The sequence below is a fragment of the Sphingobium sp. LF-16 genome, from assembly GCF_003711185.1.
Classification (GTDB): Bacteria; Pseudomonadota; Alphaproteobacteria; order Sphingomonadales; family Sphingomonadaceae; genus Sphingobium; species Sphingobium yanoikuyae_A.
The window spans coordinates 3,481,648-3,507,083 of record NZ_CP029335.1 but is presented as its reverse complement, the minus strand read 5'-3'; the positions used below and the strand labels follow the sequence as shown (position 1 = coordinate 3,507,083).

Genomic DNA, 25,436 nt, shown 5'->3' with positions numbered 1-25,436 from the left:
GGTCAGGCTCCTCTGAAATGGGGGGGACGCTTGGCGAGCAGGGCGGCAAGCCCCTCCTGCGCCTCGCCGGCGCCGGCGACCGCCATCGATCGCAATTCGCGGTCGAGCTGGGTCTCGAATCCGGTGTCAAAACTGTCATGCAGCAGGGTGCGGGCGGCGCCATAGGCGGCCGTCGGCGCGTCGGCGAGGCGGGTGGCGAGCGCCAGCCCTTCCGCCTCCAGCGCGTCATCATCGACCAGCCGGGTGACGAGGCCGATGGCTTCGGCCTCCTCGCTTTTGATGCGGCGGTTGGTGAGGATGATCTCCTGCGCGCGGCGCAGGCCGACGAGGCGTGGCAGCAGCCAGCTGAGCCCGCCATCGGCGGTCAGGCCGATCGCGCCATAGGCCGCGGTATAATGGGCCGAGCGGGCGGCCAGCACGACATCGCCCAATATGGCGAGACTGAAGCCTGCGCCCGCCGCCGGGCCGTTGACCAAAGTCACCAGCGGCTTGGCCATGCGGGCGAGGCGCGTGACGGCGGCGTGGAAGGTGGCGATGAGTTCGGTGAGGACGGTGGGCAGTTGCGCGCCCGCGCCGCCCATCAGCGCGACATCGCCGCCGGCGCAGAACAGCTTGCCATTGCCGGTGAGGACGACGCAGCGGACCGCCGCATCGCCCTCGCACCGGATCGCGGCGTCGAGCAGCGCACGGGCGAGCGGCAGGTCGATCGCATTGCCGACCGCCGGACGATCCAGCGTGATCCGGGCGATGCCGTCGGCGATCGCCAGCGCCACGCCGCTGCCCGACCCGCTCATCAGCGCGGCGCCATGCGGATGGCGCCGTCGAGGCGGATCACCTCGCCATTCAGCATCGGGTTGCGGACGATCGATTCGACGAGTTGGGCATATTCGGCCGGCTTGCCGAGGCGGCTGGGGTGGGGCACCTGCGCGCCCAGCGCATCCTGCACATGCTGGGGGAAGGCCTCCAGCATCGGCGTCAGGAAGATGCCCGGCGCGATCGTCATCACGCGGATCTTGTGCTGGGCGAGATCGCGGGCGATCGGCAGGGTCATGCCGACCACGCCGCCCTTCGACGCGGAATAGGCGGCCTGGCCGATCTGGCCGTCATAGGCCGCGACCGAGGCGGTGTTGACGATGACGCCCCGCTCGCCGTCCATCTCCTCGGCCGCTGCCGCGCGGGCGGCGAATTTGGATATCATGTTGAAGGTGCCGATCAGGTTGACGGTCACCGTCTTGGCGAAGCTGTCGAGCGGATGAGGCACATTTTCCTTGCCCACCGTCTTCACGGCCGGGGCGATACCGGCGCAATTGACGAGGATGCGGGCGGTGCCATGGGCGGCTTCCGCCGCGTCGAGCCCGGCGGTGACGCTGGCATCGTCGGCAACATTGACGCCGACATAAAGCCCGCCGATTTCGGCGGCGACCGCCTTGCCGGCTTCCTCATTGAGGTCGAAGATCGCGACCTTGGCACCCTGCGCCGCGAGCATGGTCGCGGTGGCACGGCCGAGGCCGGAGGCGCCACCGGTGACGATGGCGGCCAGTCCCTTGATATCCATTATCTGTCCTCTCCCGGCAGAATTATACGAGTTCGACGGCCATGGCGGTGGCTTCGCCGCCGCCGATGCAGAGGCTGGCGACGCCGCGCTTGAGGCCGCGGGTTTCCAGCGCGCCGAGCAGGGTGGCGACGATGCGCGCGCCCGATGCGCCGATCGGATGGCCCAGCGCGGTGGCGCCGCCATTGACGTTGAGCTTGTCCGCCGGGATGCCCAGTTCCTTGGCGGCGATCATCGCGACCACGGCAAAGGCCTCGTTGACCTCGAACAGGTCGACATCCTCGACCGACCAGCCGGCCTTGGCCAGCAGCTTTCGCATCGCGGGCACCGGCGCGGTGGTGAACTTGGCGGGCTCATGGGCATGGGCGGCGGTGGCGACGACCTTCGCCACCACTTTAAGGCCCTGCTTTTCCGCGACGCTCTGACGGGTCATCACCAGCGCGGCGGCGCCGTCCGAAATGGACGAGGCATTGGCGGCGGTGATGGTGCCATCCTTGACGAAGGCGGGCTTGAGGCCGGGGATCTTTTCCGGCCGGGCCTTGCCGGGCTGTTCGTCGGTATCGATGACGGTGTCGCCGCCCCGGCCCGATACGGTGACCGGCGTGATCTCGCGGACGAAGGCGCCGCTGCCGATCGCCGCATTGGCGCGGTCGAGCGAGCGGATGGCATAATCATCCTGATCGGTGCGGGTGAACTGATAGTCGCGCACGGCCTCTTCGGCGAAGACGCCCATCGCCTTGCCGGGTTCATAGGCGTCCTCCAGCCCGTCCATCATCATCGTGTCGATGATGCGGTCATGGCCGATGCGTGCGCCGCTGCGATGCTTGGGCAGGGCATAGGGGGCGTTGGTCATGCTCTCCATGCCGCCGGCGATCACGATGTCGGCCGCGCCCGATGCCAGCGCCTCATGCGCCATGATCGCCGCCTGCATGCCGGATCCGCACATTTTGTTGACGGTCGTCGCCTCGGTATTGAGGCCGAGGCCCGCGCCGAGCGCCGCCTGGCGCGCGGGCGCCTGGCCCAGGCCGGCGGGCAGCACGCAGCCCATATAGATGCGATCGATGGCGTCAGTAGCGACGCCGGCGCGCTCGACCGCGGCCTTGACCGCCGTCGCGCCAAGATCGGTGGCCTTGACCGCCGAGAGCGCGCCCTGGAACCCGCCCATGGGGGTGCGGGCATAGCTCGCAATGACTACCGGATCGTCCTGCATCCTAATTCTCCTTCAAAGGCTGCGCGCAATGACCATGCGCTGGATGTCCGACGTGCCCTCGTAAATCTGGCACACGCGGACATCGCGGTAGATTTTCGCGATTCCGAATTCTTCAAGATAGCCATAGCCACCCAGTGTCTGCATCGCGCCGGATACCACCGCCTCGGCCGCTTCGGAGGCGAACAGCTTGGCCATCGACGCCTGGGTCAGGGCCGGCTGGCCACTGTCCTTCATCGCGGCGGCGGACAGGACGAGCTGGCGCGCGGCCTCCAGTCGGGTGGCGAGGTCGGCAAGGCGGAAGCCGACTGCCTGATGCTCGATGATCGCCTTGCCGAAGCTCTTGCGGTCCTTGGCGTAAGCGACGGCAATCTCCAGCGCCGCCTGCGCCATGCCGACGCACTGGGCGGCGATGCCGATGCGGCCGGTTTCCAGATTGGCCAAAGCGATGCGATAGCCCTGGCCCGGCTGGCCGATCAGCAGATCATCCTCGACGAACATGTCCTCGAACCGCAGCGCGCAGGTGTCCGACGCGCCCTGGCCCATCTTGTGTTCGACCTTGTCGACCGCATAGCCTGGCCGGTCGGTCGGCACGATGAAGGCGGACAGGCCTTTCTTGCCGGCGTCGGGATCGGTGACGGCGATGATCATCACCAGTCCGCCGATCTTGCCGGAGGTGATGAACTGCTTGGCGCCGGTGATGCGCCAGCCGCCATCGACCTTGACCGCGCGGGTGCGCACGGCCGACGCGTCGGAGCCGGCATCGCTTTCGGTGAGGGCGAAGGCGCCGATGGTGCGGCCGCCAATCAGGTCGGGAAGGAAGCGGGCCTTCTGTTCCTCGCTGCCATCCTTGAGCAGGCCAGAGACGAGGATCGAATTCTGGATCGAGACGATGGTGGAGAGGGCGCCGTCGGCAGCGGCCAGTTCCATCAGGGCGAGGGCATAGGAAACCGAATCCGCCTCCGCGCCGCCATAGGCTTCGGGCGCGGTCATGCCCCAGAGGCCAAGGCCGGCCATCTCCTCGAACAGCGAGCGGGGATAGCCGCCCTCCGCCTCGAACCGGGCGCTATGGGGGCGGATCGTCGCCTGGGCGAAATCCCGGACGGTATCGCGAATCGCGCTCTGGATTTCGGTCAGCATAAACCCTTGCGTCTCTCCTATACTCATGAGTAGGTTGCGCCTGTTGCGATTTCTTGTCAACAGGCGGCATGGAGGAACAGCGAGTGTCGGCGAAAAGCGCAGTGGCGATCCCGTCTCCCTTCCGCACGCGGGAGGAGAAGGCGCGCGAGCGGGAGGAAAAGCGCGAGGCGGTGCTGCGCGCGGCGGTGCGCATGTTCAACGCGCGCGGCTTCCATGCGACCTCGCTGGACGATGTCGCCGCGAGCCTGGGGATCAGCAAGCCGACCATCTATCATTATCTGGGCAACAAGGAGCAGGTGCTGATCGAATGCGTCACCCGCGGCCTGGAAATGCTGCGCGCGGCGGCCGATGAGGCCCGCGCGGGGGAAGGCAATGGTCTGGCCCGGCTCGGCTATTTCCTGCGCCGCTATGGCGCGGTGATCATGGATGATTTTGGCGCCTGCGTGGTGCGGACGGGTGACGAATGCCTGTCGGCCGAAGGCGCGATCCTGTTCCGATCGCGCAAGCGCGACATCGACCTGGCCATGCGCGGGCTGATCGCCGACGCGGTGGCGGACGGGTCGATCGCCCCGGTCGACGTGAAGCTGGCGGCCTTCACTTTGGCCGGCGCGCTCAACTGGGCGGCGCGCTGGCGCGATCCGGCAGGCGCGATGAGCGCCGAGGCGATCGCGATGGCGCAGGTCGACCTGCTGATTGCCGGCCTCGCCCCGCGCGGCTGAGGACGCCCGCTTCTCTCCTGTCTAAATTGGTCAAGCGACGCGCCATGGCGCGCGCCTATGACCGGCCCATGGACAGACAGCCCGCCATGACGGGCGGGAAGGAGAGGGCCGGATGGAGATTGCCGCCATGCCATTGCAGGCGATGCTGGACCGGGAGGCGATCCGCGATTGCCTCGCCCGGCTGGCGCGGGGTGAGGACCGGCGCGACGCCGATCTGATCCGGGCGTGCTGCTGGCCGGACGGCAGCACCGACTATGGTGTGTTCGCCGGTGATTTCGACGCCTATCTTGCCTGGGTGGTGCCCGGTGCCGACGCGATCCTCTGTACCCAGCATCTGCTGGGACAGAGCGTCATCGACCTGGCGGGCGATACGGCGCGGGTCGAGACGCAGGTCCAATCCTATCATCGCATCGACATGGGCGACGCGCAGCGCGACGTCATGATCGGCGGCCGTTATCTCGACATTCTCGAACGGCGCGACGGGCAGTGGCGGATCGCGCGGCGGACCATGCTCTATGACTGGGTGCAGGATATCGGCGTCTCAGCCGACTGGAGCCAGGGGGTGATGGGCATGGCATTCAGCGCGCCGCATTTCACCGGCCGCGCGAACGGCGATCATAGCGTGCGCTTCTTCGCGCGCGAGACGGATTGAGGGAGAGGATCATGAAACCGCTGGACGGCAAGGTCGCGATCGTGACCGGCGCAAGCCGGGGCATCGGCAAGGGCATGGCGCTGGCGCTCGCCGAGCAGGGGGCGACCGTCTATGTCACCGGGCGCACGGTCAAGGCGGGCGACCATGAACTGCCGGGCACGGTCGGCGAGACGGCGGCGCAATGCGATGCGCGCGGTGGCCGGGGCATTGCGGTGCAGGTCGATCATGGCGACGATGCACAGGTGGCCGCGCTGTTCGACCAGGTGCAGCGCGAGCAGGGGCGGCTCGACCTGCTGGTCAATAATGCCTTTGCGATCCCCGAGGATCTGACCGTGCCGGGCAGCTTCTGGGAAAAGCCCTTGTCCAACTGGGACATGGTCGATGTCGGCGTGCGCTCCAATTTCGTCGCGGCGCGCCATGCCGCGCAGATGATGGTGCCGCAGGGTTCGGGGCTGATCGTCGCGATATCGGGCTATGTCGGCGTGACCTATACCTATGGCGTCGTGTTCGGCACTGCCAAGTCGGCGGTCGACCGCATGGCGCGCGATATGGCGATCGAGTTGCAGCCTTATGGTGTCGCCTCGCTCGCGCTATGGCAGGGGCTGACCATGACCGAGCGGGCACAGCGCAACATTGCCGCCAATCCGGCGATGAAGGCGCTGACCGTCACCAATCCGCTGGTCGGCTGCTCGCCCGAATTTCCCGGCCGGGTGATCGCCGCGCTGCTCGCCGATCCGGCGATCATGGCGCGATCGGGGGGCACCTTCATCACCGCCGAACTGGCGCAGGATTATGGCATCACCGATGTCGACGGGAAGACCATCCCGTCGCTGCGGGCCGAGCGCGGCGCACCGATCTGGCAGCCGATCGCCCCGCGGACGGAGGCATAGGATGGCCGCGGATCGCCAGGCGCGGATCGACGCGCTGCTCGACCGGCAGGATATTGTCGACTGCCTGACCCGGTTCAGCCGGGGTATGGACCGGTTCGACCGCGCCCTGTTCCTGTCGGCCTTTCATGACGATGCCACCGTCGCGGCGGGCAGCTTCGTCGGCGCGCCCGATGCGCTTTATGCCTGGGCCAGCGCCCTGCACGAGGGCGGGCAGGTGGCGACCCATCATAATCTGCTCAACATGACGATCGATATCGACGGCGACAGCGCCCATGCCGAAACCTATTATCTGTTCGTCGGCCGCAACCGGGACGAGAGCAACTGGATCGCCGGGGGCCGCTATCTCGACCGGCTGGAACGGCGCGATGGCCAGTGGAAGATTGTGCTGCGCACCAACATGATCGAATGGTCCGGGCTGGTGCCGACCCTGCCGCTGCCGTTCGGCGACGTGCTGGACCTGCATGCCAATGGCGCGCCGGCACGGGACAAGAGCGATCCTTCCTATCAGCGGCCTCTGGTCAATCGGCGGGCGCCGCATATTCCCCAATAGCGCGCATCGCGGGGTCGATCCTTGGGCGGGGACATTCTGTCCACGTTGACGCCGCCTGCCGCGCATCCCACCTTCGCATCGAAATGGGGCCATGCTGCGTTGGACGCAGCGACGGGCGCGCCCTGTGCCCGCTGCCCTACATCCTGCCGAAGAAGGTGATCCGATGACCATAGCCCTTGCCGACCCCAGCCTGCTGCGCGAACAATGCTATGTCGACGGCCAGTGGATCGGCGCTGCCAGCATCGACGTGACCGATCCTGCGACGGACGAGCGGCTGGCCGGCATTCCCGCGATCGACGAGGCGGGGACGCGCGCGGCGATCGAGGCGGCGGAGGCGGCGCTGCCAGAGTGGAAGGCGAAGACGGCGGGTGAGCGGTCGCGCATATTGCGCCGCTGGTTCGAACTGCTGATCGCGCATCAGGATGACCTGGCGATGATCCTGACCCGCGAGCAGGGCAAGGCGCTGACCGAGGCCAAGGGCGAGATCGCCTATGCGGCCAGCTTCATCGAATGGTTCGGCGAAGAGGCCAAGCGCATCTATGGCGAGATCATTCCCAGCCACCGCGCCGACAGCCGCATCGTCGTCATCAAGCAGCCGGTGGGCGTGGTCGCCGCGATCACGCCGTGGAATTTCCCCGCCGCGATGATCACGCGCAAGGCGGCACCGGCGCTAGCGGCGGGCTGCACCATGGTGCTGAAGCCCGCCACCCAGACGCCGCTGACCGCGCTGGCGCTCGCCGTTCTGGCCGAGCGGGCGGGCGTGCCCAAGGGGGTGTTCAACGTCGTCACCGGATCGTCGCGGGTGATCGGCGCGGAACTGACCGGCAACCCGCTGGTGCGCAAGCTGAGCTTCACCGGATCGACCGAGGTTGGCAAGACGCTGATGGCGCAATGCGCGCCGACGATGAAGAAGCTGTCGATGGAACTGGGCGGCAATGCGCCCTTCATCGTCTTTGCCGACGCCGATCTGGATGCGGCGGTCGAAGGCGCGATCGCGTCCAAATATCGCAACAGCGGCCAGACCTGCGTCTGCGTCAACCGCATCCTTGTCCAGCGCGACGTCGCGCCGGCCTTTGCCGAGAAGCTGAAGGCGGCCGTCGCGAAGCTGAAGGTCGGGCCGGGCACGGAAGCGGGCGTGACCCAGGGGCCGCTGATCGACGAGAAGGCGGTCGAGAAGGTCGAGGAACATGTCGCCGACGCGCTGGCCAAGGGCGGCACGCTGGTGAGCGGTGGGCATCGCCACAAGCTGGGCCACAGCTTCTTCGAGCCGACCATCATCAGCGGCTGCACGCCGGAGATGAAGCTGGCCGACGAGGAGACGTTCGGGCCGCTCGCCGCGCTCTTCCTGTTCGACACGGAAGAGGAGGCGGTGGCGCTGGCCAACGCCACCGAGGTCGGCCTGTCGGGCTATTTCTACACCCGCGACCTGTCGCGCGCCTGGCGCGTGGGCGAGGCGCTGGAGGTCGGCATGGTCGGCATCAACACCGGCCTTATCTCGACCGAGGTCGCGCCGTTCGGGGGCATCAAGGAATCGGGCATGGGCCGCGAAGGATCGCGCCATGGCATCGAGGACTATGTCGAGATCAAATATCTGTGCATGTCCGGGATCTGACGCAGACTATCGAAAGGGGATGATGATGGCGGGAGTGGTGGCGGTAACCGGCGCGGCCGGTGCGCTGGGCCGGGCGGCGGTGCAGGTGCTGCGCGCGGCCGGCTGGACGGTGGCGGGTATCGATCTGGGCGATGTGCCGGCCGATGGCGTCGACCTGGCGCTGGGCGGCGTTGACCTGTCCGACGAGCAGGCGGTGGCCGGCGCGGCGGACAAGATCGGCGAAGCGCTGGGCGGCCTCGACGCGCTGGTTAATATTGCCGGCGGTTTCAGCTGGGAGACGGTGGAGGATGGCTCTGTCGCCACCTGGGACCGGCTCTATGGCATGAATGTCCGCACCACGCTGATCGCGACTCGCGCGCTGTTGCCGCTGCTGCGCGATGGCGGCGGGGCGATCGTCAATATCGGCGCGGCGGCCTCGGTTAAGGCGGCGGCCGGCATGGGCGCCTATGCCGCGTCCAAGGCCGGCGTGGCGCGCCTGACCGAAGCGCTGGCCGAAGAACTGAAGGATGCGGGCGTGCGCGTGAATGCGGTGCTGCCCAGCATCATCGACACGCCGGCCAACCGCGCCGACATGCCCGACGCGGATGCCAGCCGCTGGGTCTCGCCCGAGGCGTTGGGAGGGGTGATCGCCTTCCTGCTGTCGCCCGCCGCTGCGCCGATCACCGGCGCGCTGATCCCGGTCACTGGCCGGGTCTGATCGCGATCGACCGGTTGCCGTTGCAAGGCGCGCAACCGGTCGATGGCGTTTCGTGCAACTGGCCTTGGCGCCTTTGCATTTGCGAAAAAAGCCGGGGAGGACCAGATGAACCTCGATGCTGCGACGCAGCAATATTCTTGTCTGAGGTTCTTATGTTTTCGCTCATCTCGCTCTATTTCGCCTATCGCCGGGACGTCGTCACCGCCGAGCGTTATATCGCCGCGCTGACCCCCGCTGCCGAGCCGGTTTCGGCCGACGTCGTGACCTTCCCGGTCGCCAAGGAAGAAAAGCTGGCCCGCGCCGCCTGATCGGCGCGCCAGCTGACGACTGACTACCTCTCCCGCTGACTGCCCATTTTCGGGGCAGCGTCGCGGCCAGAAGGCCGCCAAGGGATCGCCACAGCGCTAACAGCGCCGGCCCGCCGCTCCGCCATTGCAAGTCAACATATGTGTTGATTAACAAAATGGCGAGAACAGCGATCCCCAGGAGAGGTCATGACCTGCAAGCCGACGCAGACGCCTGCGGCTGACACATTCGATATCCCGACCCTGCGCGAGAAATATCGCGCCGAGCGCGACAAGCGGATGCGCGCCGACCGGGAAGGCCAATATCAGCCGACCACCGACGACACGACGCACAGCTATGACGTCGACCCGCATATGCCGGTCGTCGCGCGTGACCCGATCGTCGAGGAACTGGATGTCGTGGTGCTGGGCGCGGGCTTTGCCGGCCTGCTCGCCGGCTATCACCTGACCAAACAGGGCGTCACCAATTTCCGCAATATCGACCATGGCGGCGATTTCGGCGGCGTCTGGTACTGGAACCGCTATCCCGGCATCCAGTGCGACAATGACGCCTATTGCTATCTGCCGCTGCTGGAAGAAACCGGCTTCATGCCGTCGAAGAAATTCGCCGACGGCGCGGAGATCCAGGCCTATTGCCGCCAGATCGCCGAAAGCTTCGGTTTCGCCGACAAGGCGCTGTTCCACACCCTCATCACCTCGCTGAAATGGGACGAGACGATCCAGCGCTGGCGCGTCGGCACCAGTCGGGGCGACGAACTGCTGGCCCGTTTCGTGGTGATGGGCTGCGGCGTGCTCAACATGCCCAAGCTGCCCGGCATCGCCGGCATCAACAGCTTCAAGGGCAAGATCTTCCACACTGCCCGCTGGGACTATGACTATAGCGGCGGCAGCTATGCCAATCCGGTGCTCGACAAGCTGGCCGACAAGCGCGTCGCCATCATTGGCACCGGCGCGACCGCGATCCAGGCGGTGCCCTATCTCGGCCGCTACGCCAAACAGCTCTATGTCATCCAGCGCACGCCATCGACCGTGGACGAACGCCCCAATCCGGCGACGGATGCCGACTGGGCGGCGTCGCTCCAGCCCGGCTGGCAGGCCGATCGCCAGGCCAATTTCCACCGCGCCGCAATGGAGTCCTTTGCGCCGGGCGAGCCGGATCTGATCTGCGACATCTGGACCGAGATTGCCCGCAACCTGTCGGCCGAACTGGAAGCCGAAGGCTGGCCGGAAATGTCGATCGAGCAGTTTATGGCCAAGCGCGAGGTGGTCGATTATCGCGTGATGGAGCGGCTGCGCGCCCGCGTCGACGAGATGGTCGATGACAAGGCGACGGCCGAGGCCCTGAAGCCCTGGTATCGCTTCCTCTGCAAGCGTCCGCTGTCGAGCAATGAGTTCTACCCGACCTTCAACCGGCCCAATGTCACGCTGATCGACGTTGCCGACAGCAAGGGGCTGGAGAAGATCACCGAGAAGGGCTTCGTGTCGGGCGGCGTCGAATATGAGGTCGACTGCATCATCTTCGCCAGCGGCTTCGAGGTGACGAGCGAGCTGAAGCGCCGCTGGGGCATCGATGCGGTCGAGGGACGCGATGGCCTGTCCATCTACGATCATTGGGCCAATGGCCCGCGCACCCTGCACGGCACCATGACCCATGGTTTCCCCAACCAGTTCTTCATCGGCTATATCCAAGGCGGCCTCAACGCCAGCGTGACCGAACAGTTCGGCCGCCAGGCGGAGCATATCGCCCATATCATCCATGCGGTGATGGATAAGGGCGCCAAGGTGGTCGAGACCACCCTGCAGGGGCAGGAGGATTATGTCCGCCATTTCGAGGAAATGGAAATCGACATGACCGCCTTCCAGCAGGAATGCACCCCCAGCTATTTCACCAATGAAGGCCAGGTGAAGGCGCCCTGGGCACTGTTCCGCAGCTATGGACCGGGCTGGGGCGCATTCCAGAAACTGGTGCAGGACTGGCGCGCGAAGGGTGATCTCGACGGCATGGAATTGCGGTCCTGAGCCATGGGCCGGATCGCCCCGGGGATGGTTCGTGGCGCTCGCCGCTCTTCCCTTGGGACGCTCCCGCCAGTTGCGATAGGCAGGTTGAAAATATTGTCCTTGCGGACCCGGCGAGCAGACTCGCGGGCCGTACCCATCGGGCAACGCGGACGTTGCAGGAGGATGCCATGAGCAAGATCGACAATATCGATGTGGAGGCACTGGCCAAGCCGCTGACCTACCCGACCGAGGCATTCCTGTCGAAGGACTATGCCCTGGCGGAGAAGGAAAAGCTGTGGCCCCATGTCTGGCAGATGGCGGCGCGGGTCGAGGAACTGCCCGATGTCGGCGACTGGATGACCTACGACATTTGCGATGAGTCGATCATCATCGTGCGGACCGCGCCCGACACGTTGCGCGCCTTCTTCAATGTCTGTCCGCATCGCGGCCGCCAACTGGTCGACGTGCCCAAGGACGTGCATTCGGTGCGCGGCAAGAACCGGCGCAGCTTCGTCTGCGGCTTCCATGGCTGGACCTTCGATACCGAGGGCAACAACACCTACATCCTCGACCCGCAGGACTGGCAGGGCGCGCTCAATGCCGAATGCACCCGCCTGTCGGATGTGAAGATCGACACATGGGGCGGCTGGATCTGGATCCATATGGACCTCAATGCCGAGCCGCTGATCGATTTCCTGGGCGATGCCGGCCGCATCCTGTCCCACTTCGAAATGGACAAGATGCGCTACAAATGGCGCAAATGGGTGGTCTATCCGGCCAATTGGAAGACCGCTCTGGAGGCTTTCATGGAGCCTTATCATGTCGCGGGCACCCATACCCAGCTGCTCGATTATGGCGATTATTACGCATACAGCGCGGCTTATGGCCTGCATGGGGTGAGCGGTTTCGACCAGCGCGACCCGGCCTTCCAGATGAGCCAGAGCAGCAGCGTCACCCGCGCCGGCAAGGGCGACGATCCGCGCCGCTCCACCTATGAGCTGATCCGCGAAAATTACGAGACGCTGAACTATGCCGCCTCGACCGAGACCTTGGTCAATGCGGCCAGCCGGCTGGTCGACGAACTGCCCGAGGGCACGGCGGCGGGCGACGTCATCGCCCATTGGCTGAAATCCGCCAAGGCGGACGATGCCGCGCGCGGCGTTATCTGGCCGGAAATCCCGCCCGAGGTGATGGCCGAGGCGGGGCTTGCCTGGCACGTCTTTCCCAACATGTCGGTGCTGCAGGGGATCACCTTCGCCCTTTGCTACCGCACCCGTCCCTATGGCGACGATCCCGACATGTGCATCTTTGAATCCTACGCGATCGAGCGCTTTCCCGAAGGTGAAGTGCCGGTCACCGAATGGGAAGAGACGGAGGCCACCGCCGAGGGCTGGGGCGCCGTCCTCGCCCAGGATTTCTCGAACATGGAATGGGTGCAGAAGGGCATGAAGTCGCGCGGCTTCCGCGGACCGCTGCCCAACCCCCACCAGGAACGCAAGATCACCAATTTCCACCGCAACCTAGCCACGTACATGGGTACGGGCGCACCGAGGTTACTCAAATGAGCTATGACGATCCCAAGTCCGCCGTCAACGTGAACGCCACCGACAAGAAGGGCACGCCGGTCTACAAGCGGATGCTGGACCTGTTCGAGGCCGAAGGCATCAACACGCTGTTCGGCATTCCCGACCCGAATTTCGTCCACATGTTCCTGGAGGCCGAACGGCGCGGCTGGACCGTGGTTGCGCCCCATCATGAAGCCGCAGCCGGCTTCATGGCCGAGGCCGCGTCGCGCATCACCGGCAAGCCGGCCGTCGCGATCGGCACGCTGGGGCCGGGCATCGCCAATATGGCGCCCGCCATCCAGTGCGCGCTGGTCGAAAATTCGCCGGTCATCTTCCTGTCGGGCCAGCGCGCCCGCGTCACCGAACAGCGTGTCCGTCGCGGCCGCATCCAGTTCGTGAAGCAGATGCCCTTGTTCGAGAATAGTGTCAAATATGCTGCCTCGATCGAATATGCCGACCAGACCGACGAGGTCGTGCGCGAGGGCATCCGCAAGGCGATGGGTGGCACCCCCGGCCCGGTCTATATCGAATATCCCAGCCACATCATCCTGGAAGAGCTGGACCTGCCCGCGCCGCTGGCGCCCGATCGCTATCGCCTGGTCAACCAGGGCGCGGACATCGACCGGGTCAAGGAAGCGGCCGACCTGATCCGCGCCGCCAAGAACCCGATCCTGCTGGTCGGCCATGCCGTCCACACCTCGCGCTCGGGCGCGGCGGTGAAGGAACTGGCGGACCTCATGAACTGCCCGGTGATCCAGACTTCGGGCGGCACCAGCTATATCAAGGGGCTGGAAGATCGCACCTTCCAATATGTCTTCTCCAAGGCGTCGATCGAGGCGGTCACGGAATCGGATCTGGTGTTGGCGCTGGGCACCGAACTGGGCGAGCCGGTCCATTTCGGCAAGTGGCGCTACTGGATGAAGAATGAAGCGATCCGCAAGTGGATCTATGTCGAGCAGGATCCCGCCGCGATCGGCGTCAACCGCCCGATCGACGTGCCGCTGGTCGGTGACCTGCGCGGCGTCGTGCCGCAGCTGGTCGAGGCGCTGAAGGATACGCCGCGCGCACCCGCGCCGATGCTGGAAGCCTTCATGCGTGATGGCCAGGCGGAACTGGACGAACTGGCGGCGGAATCGCGCACCAAGAGCGACGGCACCGGCGACCTGCCGATCCATCCCGCCCGTCTGGCGGTGGAAGCGACCGAGGCCTTCCCCAAGGACGGCATCCTGATCCGCGACGGCGGTGCCGGCGTGATCTTCCAGTGGACCTATTCGCAGTGCAAGCCGAATGACGTCATCTGGAACCAGAATTTCGGTCATATCGGCACCGGCATTCCCTATGCGACCGGCGCGATGCTGGCGGACAAGGCGGCCACCGGCGTCAGCCGTCCGGGCCTGTTGCTGACCTCCGACAGCAGCTTCATGTTCCATATCGCCGAACTGGAAGTGGCGGTGCGCACCAAGCTGCCGCTGGTCTGCGTCGTCGGCGTGGATAATCAGTGGGGCCTGGAAGTGGGCGTCTACAAGCGCACCTTCGGCCAGGGCACGGAAGAAACCGGCACCCATTGGAGCAAGGAAGTCCGCTTCGACAAGATCGGCGAGGGCTTTGGCTGCCACGGCGAATATGTGACCCGCGCGGAGGACATCAAGCCGGCGATCGCGCGTGCCTATGCCAGCGGCAAGCCGGGCGTCGTCCATGTCGTGATCGACCCCAAGGCCAATTCGGAAGAAATGCCGAAATATGCCGAATTCCGCACCTGGTACGCCGAAGGCACCCAGTAAAACGCCCTTCCTTCCCGGATAAGGGGAGGGGGACCGCCGCAGGCGGTGGAGGGGTGTCTCCCTGGCGGACACACCCCTCCGTCTGGCCTTTGGCCAGCCACTTCCCCTTCAAGGGGAGGATTTTGGAGAGGATGGGACATCGACATGCGCGACTATCGGAACTTCTATATCGACGGCCAGTGGGTCGCCCCGGTCGAACCGAAGACCGCGGATGTCATCAACCCGGCGACCGAGGCGGTGGCCGGCACCATCTCGCTCGGCGGCGTGGCCGATGTGAACAAGGCGGTCGCCGCCGCGCGCAAGGCCTTTGCCAGCTGGTCGCAGACCACGCGCGAACAGCGGCTTGACCTGCTGCTCGCCATCCAGGCGGAATATGCGCGGCGCCAGGCCGAATTGGGCGACGCGATCATCGAGGAAATGGGTGCGCCGTCCTCGCTCGCCCATGGCTTCCATGTCGGCCTGGGGGCGGGGCATCTGCAGACCGCGATCGAGGTGCTGCGCGAATTCAAGTTCGACGAACAGCATGGCGCGACGATGATCGCGCGCGAGCCGATCGGCGTCTGCGCGCTCATCACGCCGTGGAACTGGCCAATGAACCAGACCTGCGTGAAGATTTTCCCGGCGCTGGCGACCGGCTGCACCATGATCCTGAAGCCGCCACAACTGGCGCCTTTCTCGGCCCAGATCCTGGCCGAAATTCTCGATACGGCGGGCGTGCCGGCGGGCGTGTTCAACATGGTGCAGGGCAGCGGCAGCGTGATTGGCACGGCGCTTTCCACCCATGAGGATGTCGACATGGTGTCCTTCACCGGCTCCGAGCCGGTCGGCGTGCAGATTCAGAAGGATGCCGCGACCACGATCAAGCGGGTCGGGCTGGAACTGGGCGGCAAGAGCGCTTTCATCGTGCTCGACGATGGCGCGCTGGCCGCCAATGTCGCGGGCGCGACCGGCGGCATGATGGGCAATTCGGGCCAGACCTGTAGCGCGGGATCGCGCCTGCTGGTGCCGGCAGCGCGCATGGATGAGGTGATCGCGGCGGCCAAGGGCGCAGCGGACGCGGTGACGGTCGGCGATCCGACCGGCAATGTCGCCATGGGTCCGGTCGTGTCGAAGAGCCAATACAACATCATCCAGGACTATATTCAGAAGGGCCTGGACGAGGGCGCGACCCTGATCGCCGGCGGCGCCGGTCGCCCGGACGGGATCGACAAGGGCTGGTTCGTGAAGCCGACCGTGTTCGTCGGCACCAACGACATGGTGATCGCGCGCGAAGAAATCTTCGGCCCGGTGCTGGTGATCATCGGCTATGATGATATCGACCATGCGGTGGCGATCGCCAATGACAGCAATTTCGGTCTCGCCGGCTATGTCAGCGGCACGGATGTGGACCAGTGCCGTGCCGTCGCCCGGCGGATGCGCACCGGCTGGATCAGCATCAATGGCGGCTTCGATTTCCATGCCCCCTTTGGCGGTTACAAGCGCAGTGGCAATGGCCGCGAATGGGGCGAGCATGGCTTCCTCGAATATCTCGAAGTGAAGTCGCTGCTGGGCTACGCCTGAGATGGCGGTCCAGTCCGGGCGCTATGGCGCCGCCAGTGCTGCGATCGCTGCCGAGGGCTGGTCCCTCGCGCGATTGACCCCGCCCAGTCGCCTGCACGGCGCCAATGGTCTGGCCACCGGACCGGACGGGCGCCTCTATGTCGCGCAGGTCGGTGGCAGCCAGGTCAGCGCGATCGATGTCGACAGCGGCGCGATCGAGACGATCAGCGCGATGGGCGGCGCCATCGTCGCCCCCGACGATCTGGTGTTCGATGATGCCGGCAACCTCTATCTGACCGAGATTACCGAGGGCCGGGTCGCGATGCGCACGCCATCGGGCGACGTGCGGGTGGTGCGCGGCGACATTCCGGTCGCCAACCCGATCACCTGGCATCAGGGCCGGCTGATCGCGGGCGAATGCCGGATCGGCGCGCGGATCATGGAACTGGATCTGGATGGCGGCGAACCGCGCGTCATCCTCGACAATGTGCCGATGGCGAACGCCTTTCAGGTAGGCCCGGACGGCAAGCTCTATTTTCCCGTGATGGGCGCCAACGAGATATGGCGGGTGGACCTGAATGGCGGCGCACCCGAGGTGGTGGCCGGCGATCTGGGCGTGCCGGATTCGGTGAAGTTCGACAGCAAGGGGCGGATCGTCACGACGCAGGTGGCCAGCGGCCAGGTGCTGCGGCTCGACCTGGTGAGCGGCACGCGCGAAGTGCTGGCCGATCTTGGCCCCGGCCTCGACAATGTCAGCTTCATCGGCGACCGCATCTTCGTGTCGAGCATTCCGGGCGAAATCACCGAATTGCTGGGCGACGGCAAGGTGCGATCGGTGGTGCCGCGCGCACTGCAATGGCCGCTGGGCCTGGCCATGGGTGCGGACGGCGCGCTGTTCGTCGCCGACGGCACCTTCGGTTACACGCTGCAACCCGGCGAGGCACTGACCCTGGCCGGCATGATCTTCTACCCCGGCTGTCCCGGCTATATGCGCGGTGTCGCGGCGGGCGCGCAGGCGGGCGAATGGATCATCAGCACCGGGCTTGGCGCGGTGGCGCGCTATCGGCCGGGGCAGGGGGAAAGCGATTTCCTCGCCACCGGCCTCGACCAGTTGATGGGTGTGGCGGTCGCGCCGGGCGGGGCGGTGGCCGTCGCCGAATATGGCACCGGCCGGCTGCTCTCGATCGAGAATGGCGCGGTCAGCGAACTGGCCACCGGCCTCGATAAGCCGATGGGCGTGGCGCTGGCGCTGGATGGGACAGCCTATGTCGCCGAGGGCGGGGCGGGGCGCGTGCTGCGCATCGCGGGCGGCCGCAGCGAGACAATCATCGACGGGCTCGGCCGGCCGGAAGGGCTGACGATCCATGATGGGAAGCTGTTCGTCGTCGATACGCGGGCCAAGACATTGGTCGCCACCGACCTGTCGGGCGGCGCGCGCGCGACGATCGCCAGCGCCCTGCCGGTGGGGGCGCCGGCTGGCGTCACACCCAAATTCCTGGGGTCGATCGGTGACATGGCCGGGCCGATGATCAATTTCGCCGATGTGACGGCGGGACCGGACGGCACGCTCTATGTGTCGGGCGACGCTGAAGGCAGCGTGCTGGCGTTACGCCGCCGGTAAGGGACGGTCGCCGCTGAGCTGCTCGCTGAGCGCGTCCGCCGCCTCGACCAGCGCCTGTTGCAATGCGCCCAGCCCCTCGCGCTGCAGCGCGGCGCCGATGCCGATCGCCACCAGCGCATGGACCGGGCGGCCCGCGCCCTTCCACACCGGCGCGGAGACGACGGTGACGCCAGCAATATATTGGCCCTCGTCCACCGCGAAGCCCTGCGCGCGGGTCTGGCGCAATTGCTCCATCCAGTCGGCGAAGGGCGGCGGATCGTCCCAGCGCAATGTGTCGAACCGCGCCTTCAGTTCCTTCTCGCCATAATCGCCAAAGGCGGCGATGCAGCGGCCGGTGGCGCTGATGAGGGCAGGAAAGCGGCTGCCGACTTGGGCGCTCAACTGAAAGCCGCTGCCCGACTGCGCCATGGCGACGACGATCATATGATCGAGGCCCACCGCCTGCACCCCCAGCATGGTGAGGCCGAAGCGCTGGGCCAGCCGATCCAGCACCGGCTGGGCAAGGTCGTTGAAGGCGTCGCGGCGCAGCCAGTTGCGCGCCAGCGTCAGCACGCCGGCCTGCAGCGCATAGCGTTTGGTGTCGGGATCGAAGGCGACCAGTTCCTCCTCCACCAGCGCGCGCAGCACATAGAGGCAGGTGCTGGGCACCAGCCCCAGTTCCTTGGCGATCGCCTGTACGCCGAGCGGCCGGTCGCTCTTGCCCAGCAGGCGCAGGATCGCGGCGGCACGGGCGATGGCGGGCGCCTTGCTCTCCTGCACGGCCTTGGCGACCTTGCGGACGGTGGAGGGCGGGCGGGGCGTGGTGCGGCTGTCGGTCATGGCGTCATCCTATCGCGACGCCGATGGCCCGTCATTCGAAATATAGAACATCATTCACCATTTACAACAAATGAGTCGCTGTGACATCGCTTGTTGCAAGCAGCGACGGGCTTCCGACCCGTTCGCCCGGTTGAATACCGGACCGATGGGATGGGATGATGGCGAAGCTAACCGACTATCGCAGCTATGCCGATGCACAGGCGCATGCGACCTCAGCGGCGCTGTGGGATCTGTTCGACGGCGACCGCGAAGACCTGAACATTGCCCATGAATGCATCACCCGCCATGCCGACGGATCGGGCCGCGCCGCCGTGCGCATCGCACATGCCGCCAATGGTGATGATGGCGGCCGCGACGAGATATTGAGCTTCGACGCGATCGCGGCAGGCGCTGCGCGCTTCGCCCATTGGCTGGACGCTGAGGGCATTCAGCCGGGCGAACGCATCGCCTTCATGCTGGAGCCTTCGCTGCCCTTCTATGTCTGCCTGTTCGGGGCGATGCAGACCGGCGCGATCTCGGTGCCGCTCTTCACCCTGTTCGGCCCGGATGCGCTGCGGCTGCGGGTGGATGATTGCAAGCCGACCATCCTCATCACCAATGCGGAAAAGGCGGAACTGGCGCGCAGCATGGACGGCCCGCGCGTGATCGTCGCCGACGACGCATTGCTGGCCGACCTTGCCCGCTTCCCGGCGAGCTACAGCCCGAAGACCAAGGCCAATGACCTGGCCGTCTTCCAATATACATCGGGCACCACGCGCGAACTGCCGGAGGCGGTCAAGCACAGCCACCGCGCGCTGGTGACCTTGATGTTCGCCGCCCTCTACGGCACCGGCATCCGGCCGGGCGACGAATTTTTCTGCCCCTCCTCGCCGGCCTGGGGTCATGGCCTGTGGCATGGCACGCTGGCGCCGCTGGGGCTGGGCGTGACCACCGGCACCTTTGCCGGCCGCTTCGATCCGGTACGGCTGATGCAGGCGCTGGATGCCTATGGCATCACCAACATGTCGGCCGCCGCGACCCATTATCGCATGATGAAGAATAGCGGCCGGGCCGCCGACTTCGCCTTCCATTTCGATAAGCTGTCCTACACCGGCGAGCCGATCGACCCGGCGACGCTGGAGTTCATCGACGCCCATTTCAAGGTGCCGGCCTGTTCCATGTACGGCACGACCGAGATTGGCGTGGTGCTGGTCAATTATCCCGGTGCGCAGGATTTCAAGGTGAAGCCGGGTTCGCTGGGCAAGGCGGTGCCGGGCCAGAAGCTGGAAGTGCAGCGCCCCGATGGCAGCGCCTGCGACCCCGGCGAGATTGGCGAACTGATGCTGTGGCGGCGCGACCGGTGGGAAACCACCAAGGACCGGGCGAAGATCGACGCCGACGGCTATTTTTACCATTGCGGCCGCGCCGACGACGTCATCATCTCGGCCGGCTGGACGATGAGCGCGGTCGAGATCGAGAATACGCTGCTCAAGCATGAGGCGGTGCTGGAATGCGCGGTGATCGGCGTGCCCGACGACAAGCGCGGCCAGGTGGTGAAGGCCTTCATCATCCTCAATCGCGACGGCAGCGACGCGCTGGTCCGCGAATTGCAGGACTTCACCCGCGAAAAGCTCGCCCAGCATGAATTCCCCCGCATCGTGGAATTCGTGACCGACCTGCCCAAGACGCCGGCCGGCAAGGTCCACCGCAAGATTTTGAGAGATCGTGAGGCCGCCAAGGCGGTCGAACTCGCCAACTGAAGTCAGGAGAAGAGAGATGGCAACATTGGCCGAAGCGCCCGTGAACAAATTCCCCAAGATCACCGAGGAGGGGCTGGACGACCTGCGCAAGCGCATTGGCGTCAAGATCGAGAATACGGTCGAACCGTGGAATTACGAAGCCACGCGCGACGCGATCCGCCATTATGCCCATGGTATCGGTGACGATAATCCGCTGTGGTGCGATCCGGCCTATGCCGAAAAGACCAAGCATGGTTCGCTGGTCGCGCTGCCCAGCTTCCTGTTCACCACCAGCCGTATCATCTCGGGCTATTGCGGTGGCCTGTCGGGCGTCCATGCGATGTGGGCGGGCGCCGACTGGACCTGGCACAAGCCGGTGCTGCGCAACGACACCATCCGCACCGAGGCCTATTTGAAGGATCTGATCGAACATCAGACCAAGTTCGCCGGTCGCAGCTTCCAGCAGATCTATCATGTCGATTTCTTCAACCAGTCGGGCGACAAGGTCGCCGAAGGCGACAGCTGGGTGTTCCGCACCGATCGCGACGAAGCGCGCGAGCGTGGCACCAAATATACCGAAGCCCGCGGCCGGGTGGAGCCCTTCACCGACGAACAGCTGGCCGAGATGTACAAGCTGTACGAGAAAGAAGAAATTCGCGGCGCCACGCCCCGTTATTGGGAAGATGTGCAGGTCGGCGACGAGCTGCCGCGCATGATGAAGGGGCCGATGACCGTCACCGGCTTCATCTGCTACGCGCAGGGCTGGGGCGGCCTCTATATCCGCGCCAACAAGCTGGCGTGGAAGATGCAGCAGAAGCATCCCGGCACCGGCATCAAGAACCGCTTCAACGTGCCCGACTGCCCGGAACGCGTCCATTGGGACGAGGCGTTCGCGCTCGAAGTCGGCGCGCCGGGCGCCTATGACTATGGTCCGGAACGCTGCAGCTGGCTGACCCATCAGGTTACCAACTGGATCGGCGACGACGGCTTCCTGCACAAGAGCAAGTGCCAGATCCGCCGCCACAATCCCGATGGCGACGTGATCTTCATCGACGGCAGCGTGATCCGCAAGTTCGAGGAGAACGGCAAGAAATATGTCGAGATCCAGCAGCGCGCGGAAACCCATCGCGGCGAAGTCTCGGCCTTCGGCACCTCGATTGCCGAACTGCCCAGCCGCCCGGCCTGATCCGGGCGCTGCGGGCCGTTCCTTCCCCCCTGGGGAGGATTTGGGATGGGACGGCCCACCGAAAGAGGCATGATGGACAGCCACGAAAAGAGTGAATGGGCAGGGCCGCTGGCCGGGGTGCGGGTGCTGGATTTCACTCGCGTCCTGGCCGGCCCCTCGGCTGCATTGGCGCTCGCGGATCTGGGCGCGGAGGTGATCAAGGTGGAGCCGCCGGGCAGCGGCGATGATACCCGCAGCTTTCCGCCGCTGCGTGAAGGCGAGAGCCATTATTTCCTCAGCGTCAATCGCGGCAAGAAGAGCATCGTGCTCGACCTCAAGGCCCCCGAGGGGCTGGCGATTGCCCGCGATCTGGCGGCGAAGTCCGACATCGTCATCGAAAATTACCGGCCCGGCGTGATGGACCGGCTGGGCCTTGGCTATGAGGCGCTGTCGGCGCTCAACCCAGGCCTCATCTATTGCGCCATTTCCGGCTTCGGCATGACCGGACCGCTCAAGGACCGGCCGTCCTTCGACATCGTGCTCCAGGCCATGTCCGGCGCGCTCAGCGTCAATGGTGAGCCGGGCGGGCTGCCGACCAAGCTCGGCATGCCGCTGGGCGATCTGGTCGGCGGCATCAACGGGCCGATCGCGATCCTCGCCGCCCTGCACGAACGCCATGCGACCGGGCGCGGCCGGCTGATCGACATCAGCCTGATGGACGGGATGATCGGCCTGCTCGGCTATCTGGCACAATTGAGCTTCTTCACCGGGCAGGATCCGGTGCCGCAGGGATCGCAACATCCCAATCTGGTCCCCTATGGCGTCTTCCCGGCCAGCGACGGGTCGATCGTCATCGCCTGCCTCACCAATCATTTCTGGGGCAAAATCTGCGCCGCGCTGGGGCTGGACGCGCTGGCCGACGATCCGCGCTACGACATGCTCGACAAGAGGCGCGAGCGGCGGGGGGAGGTGAACGCCCTGCTGTCGGCGGTGACCCAGACCCGCACCGTGGCCGACCTTGCCGATCTGTTCGCCGCGCATCAGGTGCCCCATGCGCCGATCCTGACCATCAGTGAGGCGCTGGCTCAGCCGCAGACGCTGGCCCGCAACATGGTGGTGGAGACCGAGCATAAGAGTTTGGGCACGATCCCGATCATCAACCGTCCCTTCCGCTTCCCCGGCGCCGAGCAGCCGGTGCCGAGCGCCCCGCCGGTTCTGGGCGAGCATAGCGACGCGGTGCTGGCAGACTTGCTGGGGATGGACGCGGGCACCATCGCCCGACTGCGGGACGCCGGCATCGTCGCCTGAGCGATCATTTCCCCGCCCGCTTGGGGCGACGGCACCGCCCCCGCTAAGCTCCCCGCCAATCATCATCCGGGAGAGAGACTATCATGCTGCGATTTGACGACCGCGTCGCCCTGATCACCGGCGCCGGGCGTGGCCTTGGCCGGGCTTATGCGCTGCTGCTGGCGGCGCGCGGCGCGAAGGTGGTGGTCAATGATCCCGGCGTCAGCATGCAGGGCGAAGGGACCGATGCCGGCCCGGCCCAGTCGGTGGTGGACGAAATCCGCGCCGCCGGGGGCCAGGCGATCGCCTCGACCGACAGCGTCGCCACGCCTGAAGGCGGGCAGGCGATGATCGACCTCGCCCGCGACCATTTCGGCAGCATCGACATCCTCATCCACAATGCCGGCATCGTCCGGCGCGGCGGCCTAGCGGAACTCAGCTATGCCGATTTCGAGACGGTACTCGACGTTCATTTGCGCGGCGCCTTCCATGTCGTGCGCGCCGCCTTCCCACATATGTGCGCGGCGAACTATGGCCGCATCGTCCTGACCGGATCGATCAACGGCCTTTATGGCAATGCCGGCGTGGTCAATTACAGCGTCGCCAAGGCGGGGATGATCGGCCTGGCCAATGTCGCCGCGATCGAAGGCGCGGCCCATGGCGTGAAGAGCAACATCATCCTGCCCGGCGCCGTCACCCGCATGGCTGAAGGGCTCGACACCAGCGCCTATCCGCCGATGGACCCGGAACTGGTCGCGCCCGCCGTCGGCTATCTCGCGCATCAGGATTGCGCGGTCAGCGGTGAGATGCTGATCGCCATGGCCGGGCGCGTCGCGCGGGCCTACACGATGGAAACGGTCGGCGTGTTCCAGCCCGACTGGACGATCGAGCAGATCGCCGATCGGCTGGAGGGGATACGCGACACGCAGGACGCGTTGCTCTTCCCACCGGTCCCGACCGGCCATCTCGACCATCTGCGCTACAGCTTCGCGATGGCCAGCGAGGGCATGAAACAGGGCTGATCGCTCAGCCCTGTTTGGCCGCCATCATCGCCTGGATCAGCGGCTTGATCTGGGCTTCCACCGGCGCCGGGTTGAAATGCTCGGCGACCGACGCGATCCGGCCGTCGCGGATGCGCAGCAGGAAGACATAGCGATTGGCGAAGGGCTCGCCATTCACCAGTGTGCCCGCCGACCGCACCTCGGCCGCGACCCGGTCCGCTTCCGCCGTCAGCGAATCGACGGTGAAGCTCAGCCCGCCCTGGAACAGCGACCCCAGCATCGCCACGCCGCGCTGATAGGATGCGCGCGGTGCATCGACGCCCGATGTCGTCGTCCAGGCGGTCATGTCGTCGGTCAGCAATTCGTCCGGCAGTGCCGCCGCCGACAGGGCGGCGAAGAAGCGGCGGGCGAGATCATGATGTGTCTGCGCCATCGGATCAGGCCTTCACGGGAATCGAGAAGCGGTCGGTATAGGCCTTGAAATGGGCGTGAATCTGCGCCCGATCGAGGCCATAATCGGCCAGGTCATAGCTGTGCTTGCCATGCTTGCCCTGTGGATTGGCGGCCAGCATCGCGCTCATGCCGGCCTGCGCTTCCGCCGTGAACGGTTCGTCGAACCGGGCATAGAGCTTGCGCATCTCGCCGATCGGGTCGCGCAGCTGGTCGTCATACTGGATGTCGTGGATCGCATCCTGGCCATGCTTGGCGCGATAGGCCAGCATCCGCTCGATCATCAGGTCGAAGGTGCGCAGCTGCGAGCGGCCGACCTCGACCGGGTCGACATCGGCGCTGAACATCTTGCGCACCTGATAGACGAGGGAGCAGGCCGAGCCGACGACATCGGCCGGATCGCGATGGGTCATCACCAGCTGGGCGTCGGGATAGACGCTGGTCAGGTCGTCCAGGAACAGCGGATGCCAGGGATTCTTCAGCGTCCAGCGGCCGCCATTTTCCGCCTGCAGCAATTGCAGCAGCCGCTTGTGATAGCGGAAGGCGGGCAGGTAGCTCGTGGCGAACAGCCATTTCTGATAGCTCGGGATGTGCAGGACCGAGTCATAATATTGGGCGCAGAAGGACGGTGCCATGGCGAACTGGCACTCGGTCGGGCTGTCGGCATCCTCATGATGGATGGCCGAGATATGCGGCGCATATTTGAGCGACATGTCGAGCCGCGCCTGTTCCGCGACATAGCGCGGATCGCTGCTGAGCGTGCCGGCGGCGGCGGGCGGCGCCGAATTGAACGCTTCCCAGCGCAGGAAGGACCGGCGGGCCGGATCTGCGTTCAGCAGGTTGATGGTCAAGGTTGTGCCGGTGCGCGGCAGGCCGAAGACGAACATCGGCTTCTCGATCGGGGCGTCGAGCAGGTCTGGATGGCGGGCGAGCCAGTCCTCGACCTGCAGCCGGTTGGCGAGCGTCGCGGTCAGCTGCTGCGCCCAGCGGCCCTGCGCCGCCTCGGTGAGGTTGGCCTCGCGGTTGATCGCATCGACCAGCACGTCCAGACCTTCCAATATGGCGTCGTCGCCCAGATCGGTGAGGCCGGTCTGTGCGCGCGCGGCGGCGACCAGGGCGTCGGCGTCGAGGCCGATGGTGTCGGTGGTCATGATCCTCTTCCCTTCTG

23 protein-coding genes are annotated in these 25,436 nt (G+C 66.0%); 16 read left to right on the top strand and 7 right to left on the bottom strand.

All coding sequences use genetic code 11. The annotated features are described in order from the left end of the window. Window positions 1-2 precede the first annotated feature (2 nt). The 4 genes from DIZ22_RS16455 to DIZ22_RS16440 are packed head-to-tail and all read right to left on the bottom strand — an operon-like array spanning window position 3 to window position 3,899. Window positions 3-794 carry an enoyl-CoA hydratase-related protein gene (locus tag DIZ22_RS16455; RefSeq protein WP_048939208.1) on the bottom strand — a complete coding sequence of 264 codons (792 nt, stop codon included), beginning with the start codon at window positions 792-794 and terminating at the stop codon, window positions 3-5. Then, on the bottom strand, window positions 794-1,555 hold the full coding sequence (locus tag DIZ22_RS16450; protein WP_048939207.1) for a 3-hydroxyacyl-CoA dehydrogenase: 762 nt from the start codon (window positions 1,553-1,555) through the stop codon (window positions 794-796). The genes DIZ22_RS16455 and DIZ22_RS16450 overlap by 1 nt, the downstream gene beginning before the upstream one ends. Before the next feature lie 22 nt (window positions 1,556-1,577). Then, window positions 1,578-2,762, bottom strand: a complete 1,185-nt coding sequence (locus tag DIZ22_RS16445) for an acetyl-CoA C-acyltransferase (RefSeq protein WP_010336219.1) — start codon at window positions 2,760-2,762, stop codon at window positions 1,578-1,580. Between the two features lie 12 nt (window positions 2,763-2,774). Continuing rightward, on the bottom strand, window positions 2,775-3,899 hold the full coding sequence (locus DIZ22_RS16440) for an acyl-CoA dehydrogenase family protein (protein ID WP_122928412.1): 1,125 nt from the start codon (window positions 3,897-3,899) through the stop codon (window positions 2,775-2,777). Window positions 3,900-3,982: 83 nt separating this feature from the next. On the opposite strand from DIZ22_RS16440, the gene DIZ22_RS16435 reads away from it, so the two are divergent. The 12 genes from DIZ22_RS16435 (at window position 3,983) to DIZ22_RS16385 (ending at window position 17,828) form a co-directional block, all read left to right on the top strand. Then, on the top strand, window positions 3,983-4,618 hold the full coding sequence (locus tag DIZ22_RS16435) for a TetR/AcrR family transcriptional regulator (RefSeq protein ID WP_048939218.1): 636 nt from the start codon (window positions 3,983-3,985) through the stop codon (window positions 4,616-4,618). Window positions 4,619-4,730: 112 nt separating this feature from the next. Then, complete coding sequence (locus tag DIZ22_RS16430; RefSeq protein WP_048939206.1) at window positions 4,731-5,270, top strand: nuclear transport factor 2 family protein; 540 nt, start codon at window positions 4,731-4,733, stop codon at window positions 5,268-5,270. An 11-nt stretch (window positions 5,271-5,281) separates the two neighbouring features. After that, window positions 5,282-6,160 (top strand): SDR family NAD(P)-dependent oxidoreductase, encoded by an 879-nt coding sequence (locus tag DIZ22_RS16425; RefSeq protein ID WP_048939205.1) that lies wholly within the window; start codon window positions 5,282-5,284, stop codon window positions 6,158-6,160. 1 nt (window position 6,161) lies between these two features. After that, window positions 6,162-6,710 (top strand): nuclear transport factor 2 family protein, encoded by a 549-nt coding sequence (locus DIZ22_RS16420; protein WP_048939204.1) that lies wholly within the window; start codon window positions 6,162-6,164, stop codon window positions 6,708-6,710. Between the two features lie 163 nt (window positions 6,711-6,873). Next, window positions 6,874-8,322, top strand: coding sequence for an NAD-dependent succinate-semialdehyde dehydrogenase (locus DIZ22_RS16415; RefSeq protein WP_048939203.1), 1,449 nt, complete (start codon window positions 6,874-6,876; stop codon window positions 8,320-8,322). A gap of 19 nt (window positions 8,323-8,341) precedes the next feature. After that, entirely contained in the window at window positions 8,342-9,019 is a 678-nt protein-coding gene (locus DIZ22_RS16410; protein WP_048939202.1) for an SDR family NAD(P)-dependent oxidoreductase, read from the top strand. A gap of 152 nt (window positions 9,020-9,171) precedes the next feature. Further along, a complete protein-coding gene (locus DIZ22_RS21885) occupies window positions 9,172-9,327 on the top strand; it encodes a hypothetical protein (RefSeq protein ID WP_004209077.1) in 156 nt (51 codons plus the stop codon). 186 nt (window positions 9,328-9,513) lie between these two features. Continuing rightward, the gene (locus DIZ22_RS16405) at window positions 9,514-11,343 is read left to right on the top strand and encodes an NAD(P)/FAD-dependent oxidoreductase (RefSeq protein WP_048939201.1); all 1,830 of its coding nucleotides are present in this window, start codon (window positions 9,514-9,516) and stop codon (window positions 11,341-11,343) included. Between the two features lie 167 nt (window positions 11,344-11,510). Then, window positions 11,511-12,887, top strand: coding sequence for an aromatic ring-hydroxylating dioxygenase subunit alpha (locus DIZ22_RS16400; protein WP_048939217.1), 1,377 nt, complete (start codon window positions 11,511-11,513; stop codon window positions 12,885-12,887). After that, window positions 12,884-14,668 carry a thiamine pyrophosphate-binding protein gene (locus tag DIZ22_RS16395; protein WP_122928411.1) on the top strand — a complete coding sequence of 595 codons (1,785 nt, stop codon included), beginning with the start codon at window positions 12,884-12,886 and terminating at the stop codon, window positions 14,666-14,668. The genes DIZ22_RS16400 and DIZ22_RS16395 overlap by 4 nt, the downstream gene beginning before the upstream one ends. A gap of 144 nt (window positions 14,669-14,812) precedes the next feature. Beyond that, window positions 14,813-16,228: an aldehyde dehydrogenase family protein gene (locus tag DIZ22_RS16390; RefSeq protein ID WP_048939199.1), complete on the top strand. Its 1,416-nt coding sequence runs from the start codon at window positions 14,813-14,815 to the stop codon at window positions 16,226-16,228. A gap of 1 nt (window position 16,229) precedes the next feature. Further along, on the top strand, window positions 16,230-17,828 hold the full coding sequence (locus tag DIZ22_RS16385; RefSeq protein ID WP_048939198.1) for an SMP-30/gluconolactonase/LRE family protein: 1,599 nt from the start codon (window positions 16,230-16,232) through the stop codon (window positions 17,826-17,828). On the opposite strand, the gene DIZ22_RS16380 is transcribed toward DIZ22_RS16385, so the two are convergent. Further along, window positions 17,814-18,647, bottom strand: a complete 834-nt coding sequence (locus DIZ22_RS16380) for an IclR family transcriptional regulator (protein ID WP_037521968.1) — start codon at window positions 18,645-18,647, stop codon at window positions 17,814-17,816. The genes DIZ22_RS16385 and DIZ22_RS16380 overlap by 15 nt on opposite strands. A gap of 158 nt (window positions 18,648-18,805) precedes the next feature. Between DIZ22_RS16380 and DIZ22_RS16375 the strand changes: the two genes are divergently transcribed. The 4 genes from DIZ22_RS16375 (at window position 18,806) to DIZ22_RS16360 (ending at window position 23,839) form a co-directional block, all read left to right on the top strand. Beyond that, entirely contained in the window at window positions 18,806-20,386 is a 1,581-nt protein-coding gene (locus DIZ22_RS16375) for an AMP-binding protein (RefSeq protein ID WP_048939216.1), read from the top strand. Window positions 20,387-20,402: 16 nt separating this feature from the next. Beyond that, a complete protein-coding gene (locus tag DIZ22_RS16370) occupies window positions 20,403-21,551 on the top strand; it encodes a MaoC family dehydratase N-terminal domain-containing protein (RefSeq protein ID WP_048939197.1) in 1,149 nt (382 codons plus the stop codon). A 69-nt stretch (window positions 21,552-21,620) separates the two neighbouring features. Beyond that, window positions 21,621-22,838, top strand: a complete 1,218-nt coding sequence (locus tag DIZ22_RS16365) for a CoA transferase (RefSeq protein WP_234415704.1) — start codon at window positions 21,621-21,623, stop codon at window positions 22,836-22,838. Between the two features lie 83 nt (window positions 22,839-22,921). Further along, entirely contained in the window at window positions 22,922-23,839 is a 918-nt protein-coding gene (locus DIZ22_RS16360) for an SDR family NAD(P)-dependent oxidoreductase (protein WP_048939195.1), read from the top strand. Between the two features lie 4 nt (window positions 23,840-23,843). Here the strand turns inward: DIZ22_RS16360 and DIZ22_RS16355 are convergent, their stop codons facing one another. After that, window positions 23,844-24,251 carry a nuclear transport factor 2 family protein gene (locus DIZ22_RS16355; RefSeq protein ID WP_048939194.1) on the bottom strand — a complete coding sequence of 136 codons (408 nt, stop codon included), beginning with the start codon at window positions 24,249-24,251 and terminating at the stop codon, window positions 23,844-23,846. A 4-nt stretch (window positions 24,252-24,255) separates the two neighbouring features. After that, entirely contained in the window at window positions 24,256-25,419 is a 1,164-nt protein-coding gene (locus DIZ22_RS16350; RefSeq protein ID WP_048939193.1) for a sulfotransferase, read from the bottom strand. Between the last annotated feature and the right edge of the window lie 17 nt (window positions 25,420-25,436).